This window comes from Occallatibacter sp. FHG110214_02 (genome assembly GCF_059115385.1).
Genome location: NZ_JBZYWK010000001.1, coordinates 465,805 through 480,022, shown reverse-complemented (window position 1 = coordinate 480,022; position 14,218 = coordinate 465,805). Strand labels below are relative to the sequence as shown.

The window sequence follows — 14,218 nt, the reverse complement described above, 5'->3', positions numbered from 1 at the left end:
CGACAAGGGAAGTCTGGCCCTGCAAAGCAATCTCAATGAAGCATTTTGAATCGTTCGGTCTGGATACACAAAACGAATGCCTGTGGCACGGTAGCGAGCAGATCACGCTCCCGCCACGCACCTTCGCCGTCCTGCGCTACCTGGTAGAAAACCCCGGCCGGCTCATCAGCCACGATGAGCTGCTCGACAAGCTATGGCCTGAGACCTACGTACAGCCGCAGGTCCTGCGCACTTACATGCTTGAGCTGCGCAAAGTCCTTGGCGACGACGCCCGCCAGCCCCGCTTCATCCGTTCGCAGCCCAAACGCGGCTATGTCTTCGTTGCTCCCGTCCGCGAGTCCGCTCACCACCCCGCACACGAGCAGAACCATAATCATGCACCGCAACCGCAGGCACAAAAGCTGCACGAAATTCCCTCCCCCATCACGCCCGGCATTCTTGTAGGCCGTGACAAAGAGCTGCACGCCTGCAACACGCACTTCCATCGCCTTGCAGAAGGCGCGCGCCAGGTTGTTCTTCTCGCCGGCGACCCCGGCATGGGCAAGACCACACTGGTCGATGAGTTCTGCAAGCAGTGGACAGGCTCCGAGGTCATCATCGCCCGCGGACAGTGTGTAGAAGGCATCGGCGCACGCGAGCAGTATTACCCCATCCTGGAAGCTCTGGCACATTTATGCTCCTCCGCTCACAGCGAGCGCGCATGCGCAGTGCTTGCGCGCATCGCTCCCGAATGGCTCCCCGCGCCCGCACGCCACGCATCCAACGGCAACGGAAATCACGCCGGCTCCGTGCAGGACCTCTGCTCCGCGCTCGAAGAGCTCTCAACCGAGTCGCCACTCATCCTCATTCTTGAAGACATTCACTGGGCCGACTCCTCCACTTTGGAAGCCATCTCCGCACTGGCGCGCCGCCGGGCCTCAGCACAGCTCATGATTCTTGCAACATTCAGCGCGCACTACACGCCATCCGATCATCCCCTGCGCGCCCTGCGCCAGGACCTGCGCATGCGCCACCTCTGCGAAGAGGTCATACTGCATCCGCTTCGCCGCGAGCACGTAGCCACGCTTCTGAGTCAGCGCCTTGAACAGCAGGAACTGCCGGAAGGCCTGGACGCCTTTGTGCATGAGCACTCCGAAGGCAATCCCCTCTTTGTCTTCGCCATTCTCGACCACCTCATCGCCGAGCGCTTCCTGATACGCAAAGGCGTGGATGGCCACGCACGCTGGGAGCAGCGCATGCCTTTCCAGCAGATGGAAGCCGGCATCCCCGACGAGCTGGCACAACGCATCGAGCTTGAAATAGGCCGCCTGTCTCCAGCCGCGCAGCGATTACTCGAAGCCGCAAGCCTTATCAATGTGGCCTTCCCCGCATGGGCCGTGGCCGCAGCACTCGAAGAAGAGATTGCTGAAACAGAAGAGGCTCTGGATAATCTCTCGCGCTCCGTTCCTTTCCTGCATCGCGCAGGCCATGACGAGCTGCCCGACGGCGCACGCTCTGCCTTCTATGCCTTCGCGCATCGTCTCTATCGCGATGTCCTGTATCAACGCCAGTCCGCGGCAACACGCGCACGCCGCCACACGCGTGTCGCTAATCGCCTTGCGCAGCTCTTTGCAGGCCGCGAGTTCAGCGTTGCGCATGAGATGGCCATGCACCTTGAAGCCGCAGGCAACTGGCAGCGAGCCATTGAGGTACTGCGCGCAGCCGCAAGCGTGCCTGCGATTCGCATCTCCCGCACACTTGCAGAAGAGTTTCTGCATCGCGCCCTCTGCATCTCCACAAATTTGCCTGACAGCGAGCGTGCAACAACTGAAATAGAACTGCACACCCTGTTACAGGCTCTTATCTCCGATGCGCCAAATGATTCCATCAAAGAAAAGAAGCCAAAGCGTAAACAGCTCCAGAAGACTTGACAATATCTACACGCGAACTTGACACATTTGTCCGCGAAGCACAGCTAACGTGGTCTGCATAGGAGGTAATCCCCATGCGGATTCCGCTTCGTTCTCTCCTGTTTGCAACAGCATTCGCAGTGGCAGCAGCCATTTCAACGCATACCGCAGCCGCAGAGACGCTGCGCGTTCCCTTCGACTTCTCACTGCACGGCAAGACCATGCCCGCCGGTGTCTACTCCGTGCATCGTGACGGTCTCACAGATTTCGTATCTTTTTCAGGTCCAGATGGAATTCCAATGGGCATCTGGATGCTTGTACCCGGCGACGCGGAACCATCCTCAAAGACGGTCAAGCTGAGCTTCATCAGGAATGGCTCGCAGTACACGTTGCACACCATTCAGTACCACGAACTCACAACATCCAACATCGACAAAATCAACTCAAAGGGCTCTGTCGTACGCATCATCAGCGGCGAATAACAAACATCCCTCCCCCATGAAGAACAGGAAGAGCACATGCTCTTCCTGTTTTGTTTTGCAGCAATTTTTCAATCAATTTGCGCGGATGAAACCAACTCATAAACATCCCACGAAACCTTGACAACTTCTCCACGGGAACTTGACGCATTTGTTTTTTGCCGTGACTAAGGTTGTCTGCGTAGGAGGAAATACTTTATGCGGATTACCCCTCGCTCCCTCGTTCTGGCGTCAGCAGTCATGGCGGCAGCAGCCTTCACAGCGCAAACGGCAGCCGCGGAAACCGTCCGCGTCCCCTTCGATTTCAAGGTTCAAGGCAAGACCCTGCCCGCCGGCCAGTACCAGGTGCATCGCAGCGGCCTCACCAACTTCGTTACTCTCGAAGGCCCCAAGGCGAATCAAAACTTTACCTGGACACTTCAGCCCGGCAGCGCCGCGCCGAACTCCAGCGATGTCAAGGTCAGCTTCGTCAAGAGTGGAGACAACTACGAGCTTCATGGCATCCAGTACCACGCTTGCGTGACGCCCAAGATCGACAAGCACCACTCGGAAGATTCCTCCGTGCACGTTCTGCGCGGAGAGTAAAGTCCCTTCCTCCAAAGGGGACAGGGAGAGCACAACCGCTCAAGTTGCTCTCCCTGTTATTTTTTGCTTCGATTGTCGCCAGATATTTATAAGATGTAGCGGCTCAAATCCTGGTCCTTCACAATCCCCGCCACCATCTGCTTCACATACGCGTCGGTAATGAGAAAAACCTTCTCCGGCCCTGTTGAAGTCACTCGCTCTTCATAAGGCAGCTCCACGCTGGCCTCGCTCTTAATCGCAGCCTTCAGCGCCTTAGCCTGCTCCGCATCAGGAACACGCCGCGCAACATCCGGCGCAAGGAAGCTCACGTCTTCCAGCACGCGCTCCATGATGGTATGCAACCGCCGCGCGCCAATGTTTTCGGTGGTCTCATTCACCTTGAAGGCAAACTCCGCCATCTCGCGCAGCGCCTCAGGCGAAAACTCCAGCCGCACGCCTTCCGTCTCCAGCAACGCCGCATACTGCTTCGTCAGCGAAGCCTTCGGCTCCTTCAAAATCAGCAGGAAGTCTTCCACCGTAAGCGACTGCAACTCCACGCGAATCGGGAAACGCCCCTGCAGCTCAGGAATCAGATCGCTCGGCTTGGAAACATGAAACGCACCGGCAGCAATAAACAAAATATGGTCCGTGCGAATCATGCCATAGCGAGTGTTGACAGTGGTGCCCTCCACAATCGGCAAAATATCGCGCTGCACGCCTTCGCGCGAAACGTCCGGCCCATGCCCGCCTTCGCGCCCTGCAATCTTGTCGATTTCATCCAGGAAGATGATGCCACTGGACTCCACGCGCTCAACCGCCAAGCGCGTCACCTGATCCATATCAATCAGCCGGCTCTCTTCTTCCTGCACAAGATAATCAAACGCTTCCGTCACCTTCATCTTGCGCTTGCGCGAGCCCGCGCCGCCAAAGAGATTTGGCAGCATATCCTTGAGGTTCATCTCCATGTCCTCAAGGTTCTGGCTGCTGATAAAGCCAATCTGCGGCGTCGACCGCTCACGCACATCCACTTCCACCGTGCGGTCATCCAGCTTGCCTTCGCGGAACTGCTGCCGCAGCTTCTCACGTGACCGCTGATGGCTCTCCGCACCAGGCAGCGTCAACTGCCCTTCCTGCCCCTGCGGCGGAGCAGGCGGAGGCGGCAGCAACAAGTCGAGCAAGCGCTCTTCCGCGTTCATCTCCGCCTTGTCTTCCACTTCCTCAAGCCGTTCTTCGCGAACCATGTCGATGGCGATCTCCACGAGATCGCGAATCATCGACTCCACATCGCGCCCGACATAACCGACCTCGGTAAACTTCGATGCTTCCACCTTCAGAAACGGCGAATTCGTCAGCTTCGCAAGTCTGCGCGCAATCTCCGTCTTGCCCACGCCCGTTGGCCCAATCATGATGATGTTCTTGGGCATAATGTCGTCGGCCAGGTCAGGCGGAAGCTTCTGCCGCCGCTGTCTATTTCTCAGCGCAATGGCGACAGCGCGCTTGGCAGCCTTCTGGCCGACAACATGCTTGTCGAGCTCCGTAACAATCTCACGCGGCGTCAACTCGTCAATCGCGAGATCGGTTTCTTCAGCGGATGCGGGAAGATAAATGGCCATTCTTACTCTGATGCTCCAAAATCGTGACTCTTACTTGTTGTGCCGTTAAAGGATTGGTCGCTTCGTTATCAGCCTTGAAAGATCAGGGTGTACCCATACCTTCTTTACCTGCCCCGGCTCAAGCGTGATGGATTCACTATCAAACGGTTCCAGCTTTTCTAAAAACTCATTAAAGGTGCCAGCGATTTTGTAGTCGTTCCAAGGTTGTTCGTGATCCCAGAAATAAACAGAGCCACTGCGCCCTTCATCAAGAAAAAAGAAATTGCCACAACCGTCCTCGGCAATCGGATACGCATTAGGAGAAATGTTCTCGATATGCGCTCTGTCCTTCAGAATCTGCTCAACATAAATAAACGACCTTATGTTGGAAGAAATCTTATCGGCAACCGCAACGATGTTGCTGTCCGGTCTCGCTCCATTATTTTCACGAAGAAAATCCAAAAACTGTGCAGACAGCCGAAGGCCGATAAGATCCTCCAAAGCCGAGATAGCTGCTTCATCAGCAGGCTTGCCGTCGTTGAGTTTGACCTTCATCTGTTACTGCTCCGCTATTGAGATTTGAAGTTGCTCCTGCGCAATTACTTCAACTCCTCAATCGTCACATGGTCATTCGTATAAATGCAGATGTCGCCGGCAATTTTCATCGCCTTCTGCGCAACTTCGAGTGCAGACAGCTCAGTATTCTCCATCAGCGCCCGCGCCGCGGCCGTGGCATAGCTTCCGCCGCTTCCAATCGCCGCAGTCGGCTCATCCGGGTCAATCACATCGCCAGAGCCCGAGATAATAAAGGTCTGCCCCTTGTCGGCCACCAGCAGCAGAGCCTCAAGGTTACGCAGCATCTTATCCGTGCGCCAGTCCTTAGCCAGTTCCACCGCAGAGCGATGCAGATTCCCCGCATACTGCTCCAGCTTCGACTCAAATCGGGTAAACAGATTGAAGGCGTCCGCCGTAGACCCCGCAAAGCCCGCCAGAATCTTGTCCTGGTAAAGCCTGCGAATCTTCTTCGCCGAGTGCTTCAGCACATGATCGCCCAGCGTGACCTGCCCATCGGCGGCCATCACCACCTGCCCATTGCGGCGCACGCAGATTACGGTTGTCGAGCGAATACGGGGACGTGTCGAACTAGCAGAATTCTTGCTCAAAATAAGAAAAACCTCCCAAAAAGTTCTCGTCCGGCAAGGGAGGAACTCCAACTGAAGATGCAAAAACGAGTATAGCGCACGGTATGCAGCCATTTACGCCGCATTTCGACCAACGCGCAACCACTCCGAGCATTGAAAGCTCAAAGCGGGAAAGCCGCAAAACATGCGCCAATTTGCCCAAAACCCCGCCTATAAGCGCCTTGACTAGCAACAAAGCGCAGAGCCCAAAGGCCCCGCGCTTTTGCATGCCCTTCGCAATCGCTTACCAGGGGTACTCGCCATCCTTATGGAAGAACCCGCCCGTCTGGCCGTCATCGCCAATCTGCGCATACTTCACAATCGCAATCGAGCCTTCCTCCACAGTCTGCGGACCGCTATTGTTGTTCAAATCGGTAGCAGTGTAGCCGGGGCAAATGGAGTTGACCTTAATCTTCGTATCGCGCAACTCCCACGCAAGATTGACCGTAAACATATTCAGCGCAGCCTTCGACGAGTTATAGCCCAGCGGCTTCACGCTATAAAACGGTGTGTCCGGATTGCTATTGATGCCCATCGAGCCAAGCCCACTCGAAACATTCACAACCCGCGCCGCCGGAGCAGCCTTCAGCAGCGGCAACAACGGCTGCGTAAACTCCACGGTGCCAAAGAAGTTCGTCGCAAAGACATGCTTAAGCGTGTCAATCGAGGCCACGCTTGCCGGGCCGTCGGTGGACAGGTCAGCAATACCGGCATTGTTAATCAGAACATCAAGATGCCCGAACTCGCTCTCAATCTGCTTGGCAAGCGCCGTCGCAGTCTCGGTAGCCCGCTCCAGGTCCACCGGCACGTAGCGCACGTTCAACCCTTCGGCACGCAATTTGGCCGCGGCCTCTTCGCCGCGCTTGGCATCGCGAGCACCCATGAGCACCAGAGCTCCCGTACGAGCCAGTTGGCGCGACACCTCAAAGCCGATGCCCTTATTGGCGCCGGTGACGAGAATAACCTTTTCCATCGTTCCCTACCTATCTCCTGATTGTTTCGTCGCTACACGCACTAAGATTCCCAGCGCGCAAGAAGGATGCAGGGATTCTTTACATGCGCCCCGTGCGGCAGCCACTCCCGCTGCCTGCGTCCTCCACGCCTTTCCCGCATCCAACCAAATGCTATGTCTACCGACCATCTCTTCTCGCCGCTCAAACTGCGCAATCTGATCCTCCCCCACCGCATCGCCGTTTCGCCCATGTGCGAATACTCCTCCGTAGACGGCTTCGCCAACGACTGGCACTTCGTCCATCTCGGCAGCCGCGCCATCGGCGGAGCCTCCCTCGTCATCACAGAAGCCGCCGCCGTCAGCCCCGAAGGCCGCATCACACCCTCCGACCTCGGCATCTGGTCCAACGACCACGTCACCGGCCTCAAGCGCATCGTCGATTTTCTCCACGAGCACGGCTCCAAAGCCGCCATCCAGATCGCCCACGCCGGACGCAAAGCCAGCATGGCCCTCCCGTGGGAAAAAGAGCACTACGTCACGCCGCAAGAAGGCGGCTGGCAGCCCGTAGCCCCCTCGCCCATCGCCTTTGCTGAAAGCTACGGCACCCCCACCGAACTCGACAAAGCAGGCATCGAAAAAATCATCGCCGACTTCACCGCCGCCACCCGCCGCGCCCTCGAAGCAGGCTTTGACGTTGTAGAAATCCACGCCGCCCACGGCTACCTGCTCCACGAATTCCTCTCGCCGCTCACCAACCACCGCACCGACGAATATGGCGGCAGCTTTGAAAACCGCACCCGCCTCCCGCTTGCAGTCGCCCGCGCCGTCCGCGAAACCTGGCCCGCCGACAAGCCTCTCTTCATCCGCATCTCCGCCACCGACTGGGCGCCGGCAGAACTCGGCGAATCATGGACGCTCGAACAATCCGTAGAATTCGCCAGGCTCCTCAAGGCGGAAGGCATAGATCTCATCGACACCTCCACCGGCGGCAACCACCCCCAGCAGCAAATCCCCGTCGGTCCCGGCTACCAGGTCCACCACGCCGAAACCATCCGCCACGAAGCCGAAATCCCCACCGCAGCCGTCGGCATGATTACCGAACCCGCCCAAGCCGACCAAATCATCCGCACCGGCCAGGCCGACCTCGTCCTGCTGGCCCGCGAGCTCCTGCGCAACCCCTACTGGCCGCTCCACGCCGCCGACGCCCTGCGCAAGGAAATCGCGTGGCCCAGGCAATACCTCCGCGCCCGCCGCAGCCGCTAGCGCAAACGCACCGTACCGCGCCCCATCCTTGCGGCTTTTTCCCGCCGCAAGGATGGAATATCTATAGCCTTTACCCCTACAGCCCCTGCCTTTTATCTATCCCTCTATCCCCAATACCCCACACCCTATCCCTTGCCTTCCCCATCCCAACCATGGAACGAACCTCGAATTAGGTTTATTTATAGGATTTTTTTGGTTTTAACCGCTTCCAAACCGCATACATAGGGAATCTCCCTGCGCTATGCTTGAATTGGGGTATTCTCTCCCCGGTTCGTAACCGATGAACCTTGAGGACTCCAAACTTCTGGAAATTGCCGCCGGAGCCGCAGTTGTCGCTGGCGTCGCGGCCTTTGGTGCGTGGCTTTTCTTCAAAAAGGAGCCCTCCGCCGAAGAGCTGGAGTTCGCGCGCCGCGCCTTCCTCACCCAGTCTGGCCGCATCGTAGACGGCACCCTCCTCGACGTCCATCAGGTCACCGCCGAAGACGGCCGCACCATCACCCTGCTCATCTACGAGTACCGCATCGGCGGCGTCGATTACGAGTGCTCGCAGGACATCAGCCAGATGCAAGGCACCGTCAACGCGGAATTAGTCCGTGCCGGCTACCCCTGCTCCGTCCGCTACCAGCCCGGCAACGGCCAAAACAGCATCGTAGTTGCCGAAAACTGGTCCGGCCTCCGCTCCAACATCCCCTTCATCGTTCCCAACGACTCCCCCGAAATCGAAAACACCGACCAGGGCCTCCAGGTCAATCACGGACAGTAAAACAAGGTGCGGGGTTCAGGGTGCAGAGGACAGGGAAACTGCACTCAACTCCTTATCGCGGAATACCTACAGACTTAGGCACTTTATAGCTTTTGCTTTTTACAGTCCCGGCCTTTTATCTATCCCCCTGTACCCCGCACCCTGAACCCTGTACCCTGTATTCATGCACGTTCACGCGCCCACGGCCAACGCTGGCAAAGCCGCCGACCGTACTCAATCCGTGCTTCGCATCTCGCTGGTTCTCACGCTGGCCTACGTCGTCGTAACCTTCATCGCCGGCCTGCACGCCCACTCTCTCGCACTGCTCTCAGAAGCCGGCCACAACGTCTCCGACTTCCTCGCGCTCCTGCTCAGCTTCGCCGCCGTCTACTTCCAGTCCCGCCCCGCGGACGACCTCCGCACCTTCGGCTACCAGCGCGCCGGCGTCCTCGCCGCCTTCCTCAACGCCGCCACGCTCGTCATCATCTCGTTGTGGATTGCCGTCGAAGCCATCCACCGCCTCAGCGCGCCCGTCGAAGTGCAACCCCGCCTCATGATGTACGTAGCCGCCGCCGGAGTTCTCATGAACGGCGTCATCGCCGCGCTCCTCTGGGGAGTAGCCCGCGACGTCAACATGCGCTCCGCCTTCATCCACATGGCCGGCGACACGCTCTCCACAGCCGCCGTCATCCTCGGCGGCCTCGGCATCCTCTTCACCGGGCAAAACTGGATCGATCCAGTCCTCTCCATCATCATCGCCGCGCTCATTCTCTGGTCCTCGATAGGAATCGTCCGCGAAACAGCCAACATCCTGCTCGAAGGCACACCACGCGGCGTCAACATCCCTGAAATCCGCCAGCACATGGCAGAAATCCCCGGCGTCCTCAACGTGCATGACCTCCACATCTGGAGCATCGGCTCGCAGTCCCACGCGCTGGCTTGCCACATCACCATCGAGGACATCCGCCCCAGCGAAAGCGCCCCCATCCTCAGCCAAATCCAGCATCTTCTCAAGGACCACTTCGACATCTGCCACTCCACCATCCAGTTCGAGAACGAAAGCTGCCAACAGTTGGAAGGCTGCGTAGTCCCGCCGGAAGCGATGGTAGGCTCAGAAACCGGCCACGGCCACCATCATCACCATCATGCACATTAAGCTTTCTCTTTCTCAAGCCCGTTTCCGCGCTATACTAGCGCCCATGAAGCGCCTTGACGCCTACTATGACCGCCTTGTAGCCAGTTCCTACACCAACAAGCACTCCATGAACTGGGCTATCGCCAACGTCTTCGTAGCCGCGTTTCTCTGCGTTCTCAGCGTCCTCTGGTGGGCAAGGTATACCCACAGCCACGACGAATTTTTCCTGTTCTGCACCATCCTGTGGGCCTTCGTCGGATGCGCCTACGCCTTCCAAAGCTGGCAGATTCTTCTCGCCATTTCCCGCCGTCTGCAAAGCCCCGGAAGCACAATCCAGTAACCCGTGGAAATCAGCAGTGCCATTCTGGGCGCAACTGCATTTCAAGCGAAGCAAGGAACTTCTTTTGTCTTTGCTTTTGCGGTTGCCTTTCTAGTCCCTAGTCTCTACGTCCCTAGTCCCTTACACTGAACTCATGGAAGAATTTAGCCGCATCCAGCGCCTCCCGCCCTATGTCTTCAACATCACCGGCGAGATGAAAGTCTCCGCGCGCCGTCGCGGCGAAGACATCATCGACTTCGGCATGGGCAACCCCGACGGCGCTACACCCAAGCACATCGTAGACAAGCTGGTCGAATCAGCTCAAAAGCCCGTCACACACCGTTACTCGGTTTCAAAAGGTCTCCCGCGCCTGCGCCGCGCCATCTGCAACTGGTACAAATCGCGCTACGACGTAGACCTGAACCCCGACACCGAAGCCATCGTCACCATCGGCTCCAAGGAAGGCATCAGCCACCTCTGCCTCGCCATCCTCGACTCGCGTGACACCGTGCTCGTGCCCAATCCGAGCTACCCCATCCACATCTACGGCCCCGTCATCGCGGGAGCTCATGTAGTCAGTGTTCCAATCCAAAACAAGGAAGAGTTCCTCGGCCAGCTCGAAGACCTCATCCCGCGCATGACGCCGCGCCCCAAGGCGCTCATCGTCAACTTCCCGTCGAACCCGACAACGGAAACAGTAGAGCTACCCTTCTTAGCGCGCTTAGTCGAGTTAGCCCGTCAATACGGCTTCCATCTCATCCACGACCTCGCCTACGCCGACATCGCCTTCGACGGCTACAAGCCGCCATCGGTCCTGCAAGTCCCCGGCGCCAAAGATGTAGCCGTAGAGTTCTTCACCCTCTCCAAGTCCTACAACATGCCCGGCTGGCGAGTAGGCTTCATGGTCGGCAACCCAGTCCTCGTCAACGCCCTCGGCCGCCTCAAAAGCTATTTCGACTACGGCACCTTCACGCCTATTCAAGTCGCCAGCATCCTCGCGCTCGAAGGCCCACAGGACTGCGTCACCGAAATCTGCGAGACCTACCGCAAGCGCCGCGACGTCTTGGTAGAAGGCCTAAACAAGCTAGGCTGGCCCGTCATCAGCCCCAAAGCCACAATGTTCGCCTGGGCCAAAATCCCCGAGCAATACAAGCATCTAGGCTCCCTCGAGTTCTCCAAGAAGCTACTAACAGAAGCCAAAGTAGCCGTAAGCCCCGGCATAGGCTTCGGCGAATACGGCGACACCCACGTCCGCTTCAGTCTGATAGAGAACGAAGAGCGCACAAGGCAAGCATTACGCGGCATCAAGCAGATGTTCGCAAAGGCATAACGCTATACCCCATTCTTGCAACTTCTTTCAGTCGCAAGAATGGGGTACTTTTATTCTTCAAAGCCTCAACACCAGCCTGTCAACCGTCTCCCCTCGCCGAATCTTTCTCAGTTGCCGTTCCAATTGCCTGTTCAGGTCTTCCGGGCCGCCTTTCTCATCTTCATCTGCATCCTCGTCCAGCTTCGCTTCCACAACATAGGCCACATTAGGCTGATAAACCACCTGCAGGAACTGCCATGCAGTTCCCAATCCAGACGAAGACGGACAGAAGCCCGGCTTCTTCTTCCCCAGCCGTCGATTGAGCTGCCAGCGAACACGCAGAACAAAGTAGTAAATAAGAATGGCGACGACGGCCACAAATGGCGCACTGAACGCAGCCATACACAAGATATAAAGAGCACTGACGTGCATAAGCCTCCTCGCAAATCATCGGCAAGGCTTCCAAAATGAATGGACCGCAGGAGTGAAGCAGACTGAGGCTGCCTTACATCACTGGATCGTTTTTTGGGAAATTATGCGAGGAGGAAGGGAGGTGGGCGCTGAAAGAGGGTTGGAAGAACCGGAGTGTCAGGCCTGCGGCCCATGTCGCCATAGGTTGCGCGCAGTAACAGGCTTAAAAGAAAAACGATTCCAACAAAGACAATGGGCAAAACCGCTAGCCAAGCCGAGGAGTCCTCGAAATGGCCATGCGGAACCAGCATCAACACAAGCGCTATTCCTATTGCAATTGCTGCAATCAAAAGCCACGCGCGCTGGTGCCGATTCTGCAATCTCTTAGCCCTTCTCGCTTTCAGCATACAGCGGCGAGTGCCTCACTCATACGTGTTTTTGCGCATGAGTAGAAAGCACTCCCGCCCACTCACCAACAACAACTCAACGGGCGACAGCTATGAAGCAATCCCCGCGTGCTCCAGGAACACCTCCACCTCGCGCTTGCTTCCGAGCACCAGCGGAACCCGCTGATGGATATTCGTAGGCTCAATCGACAAAATCGACTGCTTGCCGTTGGAAGCCAATCCCCCGGCCTGCTCCGCAATAAAGGCCAGCGGATTTGCCTCGTACATCAGGCGCAACTTGCCATCCGGATGGCTCGATGTAGGCGGATACAGATAAATGCCGCCCTTCAACAGCGTGCGATGAAAATCCGCAACCAGTGACCCGATATAGCGCGAGCTGTACTCCCGCCCATCCAGCTTATTCCGCAGCAGTTCCAGGTAGCTCTGATAGTTCTTCGGAAAACCCGCCGCATTCGCCTCATTGACCGAGTAGTACTTCCCGGTTTCCGGCATCTTGAGCTGCTCATCACTCAGCACAAACGCGCCAATCGTGGGGTCCAGCGTAAACGCAAACACTCCGCGCCCTGCCGTATACACCAGCACCGTCGATGGCCCATACAGCACGTATCCGGCGGCCAGTTGCGTGCTTCCCGGACGCAGCACTGTCTTGAGCGCGTCCTCATCGGAGCCATCCGGACGCTTGTAAATCGAAAAGATCGTGCCAACGTTCACATCCACGTCGATATTCGACGACCCATCCAGCGGATCGAAGAGAATCACGTACTTGCCTTCCCCCGGCTTGCGCTCAAAGGTGATCGGCTGCTCGTTCTCCTCAGAGATCAGGGCCGCAACGCTGCCCCGCAGGCCCAGGCAATGCAACAACGCCTCATTGGCATACACATCCAGCTTCTGCTGCGCTTCTCCCTGGACGTTTACCTCGCCCGCAGCGCCCCGGGTGCCGTTCAGGGCCGCCTTGCGGATTCGCGCCTCAATCATCTTCGTGGCCAGCGTAATGCCCGAAAGCACCCACGAAAACTCGCCGGTAGCGCCCGGTGTCTGCTGTTGCAAAATATGCTGCTGGAAGGTCGTAATCATGCTTTCTCCTTAATGTGTGCAAGACTGCGGGTTAGCGTTCCAAACTGGCAAAGCGCAGATTCGCACCAGCACAGGAACGGGGGGAGGATGCCGAAACATTTCCAGAATTTCGAGGAAGGCCTGGAAATGACACCCCGCACATCGTCAATCTCTTTACTTTCCACCCTGCATGAATCCCCTGTAAACAAGCCCGCCCAGAGGAATTTCGCATTCTGAACAACCCTGTTTCTCACCTTTTTTCCGCCTTTGCACTACCCTTGGTGAAATCCACAAATTTAATCATTTTTTCCACTTGCATTCACAGATCAGGTAGGAGCATTCTCCCCACAGTTGGTCGCCCGGTAGGAGTTGGAAGCCAACATTTCCTGCCACGCAGGAAGATGCAAAGGCCGATGGAGAGCGGGGATTCCGCTCATGAAGTCAGGAGCATGTTGCAGCGCAAGCCGCATCATGCGAAGCGAAAAGGCGCAAGCCCAATCGCCCGGCACGGAGAGGCGCAAGCCCAACCAGGCCGGTCCGGCAAAGCAAAGGCAAAGCGCAAGCCGAGCCCAGCTCAACCGGAGTCAGGAACGGAAAAGCGCAAGCCGATCCGCTCCTTCCGCAAGCTGAAAGCTCACGGCGCAAGCCCTGAACTGTAAGCTTGGCGCAGCAAGGCGCAAGCCGCGTAGCGCGACTCTCAAGAGCGCGAGGAACTGCAGGAATTCGGAAACTCATCCTCCACCTTGGCAGGGCGATGGATGTTCGGAAGACGTTTTAAGGTTCGTCGCCGGTTGAAAGGAGCAGCAGCAGAAAGCCCAAACTCGCGGACCCGCAAGGGTGATCGCAGGCAAGGGCCGGAAGCCGCAAGCTGGTTCAGCAGGAGAGGAACAGCCAGGCGAGATGTGGAGACAGGCCGCGCAAC

15 protein-coding genes are annotated in these 14,218 nt (G+C 57.5%); 9 read left to right on the top strand and 6 right to left on the bottom strand.

What is annotated here, in order from left to right:
- Positions 1–35: 35 nt before the first annotated feature.
- The 3 genes from AC5S3R_RS01975 to AC5S3R_RS01965 all read left to right on the top strand — a co-directional run bounded on the left by AC5S3R_RS01975 (position 36) and on the right by AC5S3R_RS01965 (position 2,953).
- On the top strand, positions 36–1,910 hold the full coding sequence (locus tag AC5S3R_RS01975; protein ID WP_494264932.1) for an AAA family ATPase: 1,875 nt from the start codon (positions 36–38) through the stop codon (positions 1,908–1,910).
- Positions 1,911–1,984: 74 nt separating this feature from the next.
- Positions 1,985–2,371 (top strand): hypothetical protein, encoded by a 387-nt coding sequence (locus AC5S3R_RS01970; protein WP_494264931.1) that lies wholly within the window; start codon positions 1,985–1,987, stop codon positions 2,369–2,371.
- A 195-nt stretch (positions 2,372–2,566) separates the two neighbouring features.
- The gene (locus AC5S3R_RS01965) at positions 2,567–2,953 is read left to right on the top strand and encodes a hypothetical protein (protein ID WP_494264930.1); all 387 of its coding nucleotides are present in this window, start codon (positions 2,567–2,569) and stop codon (positions 2,951–2,953) included.
- An 86-nt stretch (positions 2,954–3,039) separates the two neighbouring features.
- Here AC5S3R_RS01965 and hslU read toward each other — a convergent pair whose 3' ends face one another.
- From hslU to AC5S3R_RS01945, 4 genes are all read right to left on the bottom strand, one after another.
- The gene (gene hslU / locus AC5S3R_RS01960) at positions 3,040–4,545 is read right to left on the bottom strand and encodes an ATP-dependent protease ATPase subunit HslU (RefSeq protein WP_494264929.1); all 1,506 of its coding nucleotides are present in this window, start codon (positions 4,543–4,545) and stop codon (positions 3,040–3,042) included.
- A 45-nt stretch (positions 4,546–4,590) separates the two neighbouring features.
- Entirely contained in the window at positions 4,591–5,079 is a 489-nt protein-coding gene (locus AC5S3R_RS01955; protein WP_494264928.1) for an SMI1/KNR4 family protein, read from the bottom strand.
- Between the two features lie 44 nt (positions 5,080–5,123).
- Positions 5,124–5,687 (bottom strand): ATP-dependent protease subunit HslV, encoded by a 564-nt coding sequence (gene hslV, locus AC5S3R_RS01950; protein WP_494264927.1) that lies wholly within the window; start codon positions 5,685–5,687, stop codon positions 5,124–5,126.
- Positions 5,688–5,949: 262 nt separating this feature from the next.
- The gene (locus AC5S3R_RS01945; protein WP_494264926.1) at positions 5,950–6,678 is read right to left on the bottom strand and encodes an SDR family oxidoreductase; all 729 of its coding nucleotides are present in this window, start codon (positions 6,676–6,678) and stop codon (positions 5,950–5,952) included.
- Positions 6,679–6,831: 153 nt separating this feature from the next.
- Here AC5S3R_RS01945 and AC5S3R_RS01940 point away from each other — a divergent pair, with 153 nt between their 5' ends.
- The 5 genes from AC5S3R_RS01940 to alaC all read left to right on the top strand — a co-directional run bounded on the left by AC5S3R_RS01940 (position 6,832) and on the right by alaC (position 11,446).
- The gene (locus AC5S3R_RS01940; protein WP_494264925.1) at positions 6,832–7,920 is read left to right on the top strand and encodes an NADH:flavin oxidoreductase/NADH oxidase; all 1,089 of its coding nucleotides are present in this window, start codon (positions 6,832–6,834) and stop codon (positions 7,918–7,920) included.
- Positions 7,921–8,200: 280 nt separating this feature from the next.
- Entirely contained in the window at positions 8,201–8,683 is a 483-nt protein-coding gene (locus AC5S3R_RS01935) for a hypothetical protein (protein WP_494264924.1), read from the top strand.
- A 163-nt stretch (positions 8,684–8,846) separates the two neighbouring features.
- Positions 8,847–9,818 carry a cation diffusion facilitator family transporter gene (locus tag AC5S3R_RS01930; protein ID WP_494264923.1) on the top strand — a complete coding sequence of 324 codons (972 nt, stop codon included), beginning with the start codon at positions 8,847–8,849 and terminating at the stop codon, positions 9,816–9,818.
- Between the two features lie 43 nt (positions 9,819–9,861).
- A complete protein-coding gene (locus tag AC5S3R_RS01925; protein ID WP_494264922.1) occupies positions 9,862–10,137 on the top strand; it encodes a hypothetical protein in 276 nt (91 codons plus the stop codon).
- 133 nt (positions 10,138–10,270) lie between these two features.
- A complete protein-coding gene (gene alaC / locus AC5S3R_RS01920; protein ID WP_494264921.1) occupies positions 10,271–11,446 on the top strand; it encodes an alanine transaminase in 1,176 nt (391 codons plus the stop codon).
- 57 nt (positions 11,447–11,503) lie between these two features.
- Here alaC and AC5S3R_RS01915 read toward each other — a convergent pair whose 3' ends face one another.
- Positions 11,504–11,857 carry a hypothetical protein gene (locus AC5S3R_RS01915; protein WP_494264920.1) on the bottom strand — a complete coding sequence of 118 codons (354 nt, stop codon included), beginning with the start codon at positions 11,855–11,857 and terminating at the stop codon, positions 11,504–11,506.
- A 476-nt stretch (positions 11,858–12,333) separates the two neighbouring features.
- Entirely contained in the window at positions 12,334–13,317 is a 984-nt protein-coding gene (gene fbp, locus AC5S3R_RS01910; RefSeq protein WP_494264919.1) for a class 1 fructose-bisphosphatase, read from the bottom strand.
- Between the two features lie 428 nt (positions 13,318–13,745).
- Here fbp and AC5S3R_RS01905 point away from each other — a divergent pair, with 428 nt between their 5' ends.
- Positions 13,746–13,955 carry a hypothetical protein gene (locus AC5S3R_RS01905; RefSeq protein WP_494264918.1) on the top strand — a complete coding sequence of 70 codons (210 nt, stop codon included), beginning with the start codon at positions 13,746–13,748 and terminating at the stop codon, positions 13,953–13,955.
- The last annotated feature ends 263 nt before the right edge of the window (positions 13,956–14,218 follow it).

What these genes read in the sequence shown, in the direction of transcription:
- AC5S3R_RS01935 (WP_494264924.1), top strand. Translation starts at nt 8,201, where the DNA reads ATGAACCTTGAGGACTCCAAACTTCTGGAAATTGCCGCCGGAGCCGCA.
- AC5S3R_RS01970 (WP_494264931.1), top strand. Translation starts at nt 1,985, where the DNA reads ATGCGGATTCCGCTTCGTTCTCTCCTGTTTGCAACAGCATTCGCAGTG.
- AC5S3R_RS01930 (WP_494264923.1), top strand. Translation starts at nt 8,847, where the DNA reads ATGCACGTTCACGCGCCCACGGCCAACGCTGGCAAAGCCGCCGACCGT.
- AC5S3R_RS01925 (WP_494264922.1), top strand. Translation starts at nt 9,862, where the DNA reads ATGAAGCGCCTTGACGCCTACTATGACCGCCTTGTAGCCAGTTCCTAC.
- AC5S3R_RS01945 (WP_494264926.1), bottom strand. Translation starts at nt 6,678, where the DNA reads ATGGAAAAGGTTATTCTCGTCACCGGCGCCAATAAGGGCATCGGCTTT.
- alaC (WP_494264921.1), top strand. Translation starts at nt 10,271, where the DNA reads ATGGAAGAATTTAGCCGCATCCAGCGCCTCCCGCCCTATGTCTTCAAC.
- hslU (WP_494264929.1), bottom strand. Translation starts at nt 4,545, where the DNA reads ATGGCCATTTATCTTCCCGCATCCGCTGAAGAAACCGATCTCGCGATT.
- AC5S3R_RS01940 (WP_494264925.1), top strand. Translation starts at nt 6,832, where the DNA reads ATGTCTACCGACCATCTCTTCTCGCCGCTCAAACTGCGCAATCTGATC.
- AC5S3R_RS01905 (WP_494264918.1), top strand. Translation starts at nt 13,746, where the DNA reads ATGTTGCAGCGCAAGCCGCATCATGCGAAGCGAAAAGGCGCAAGCCCA.
- fbp (WP_494264919.1), bottom strand. Translation starts at nt 13,317, where the DNA reads ATGATTACGACCTTCCAGCAGCATATTTTGCAACAGCAGACACCGGGC.
- AC5S3R_RS01965 (WP_494264930.1), top strand. Translation starts at nt 2,567, where the DNA reads ATGCGGATTACCCCTCGCTCCCTCGTTCTGGCGTCAGCAGTCATGGCG.
- AC5S3R_RS01975 (WP_494264932.1), top strand. Translation starts at nt 36, where the DNA reads ATGAAGCATTTTGAATCGTTCGGTCTGGATACACAAAACGAATGCCTG.
- AC5S3R_RS01915 (WP_494264920.1), bottom strand. Translation starts at nt 11,857, where the DNA reads ATGCACGTCAGTGCTCTTTATATCTTGTGTATGGCTGCGTTCAGTGCG.
- AC5S3R_RS01955 (WP_494264928.1), bottom strand. Translation starts at nt 5,079, where the DNA reads ATGAAGGTCAAACTCAACGACGGCAAGCCTGCTGATGAAGCAGCTATC.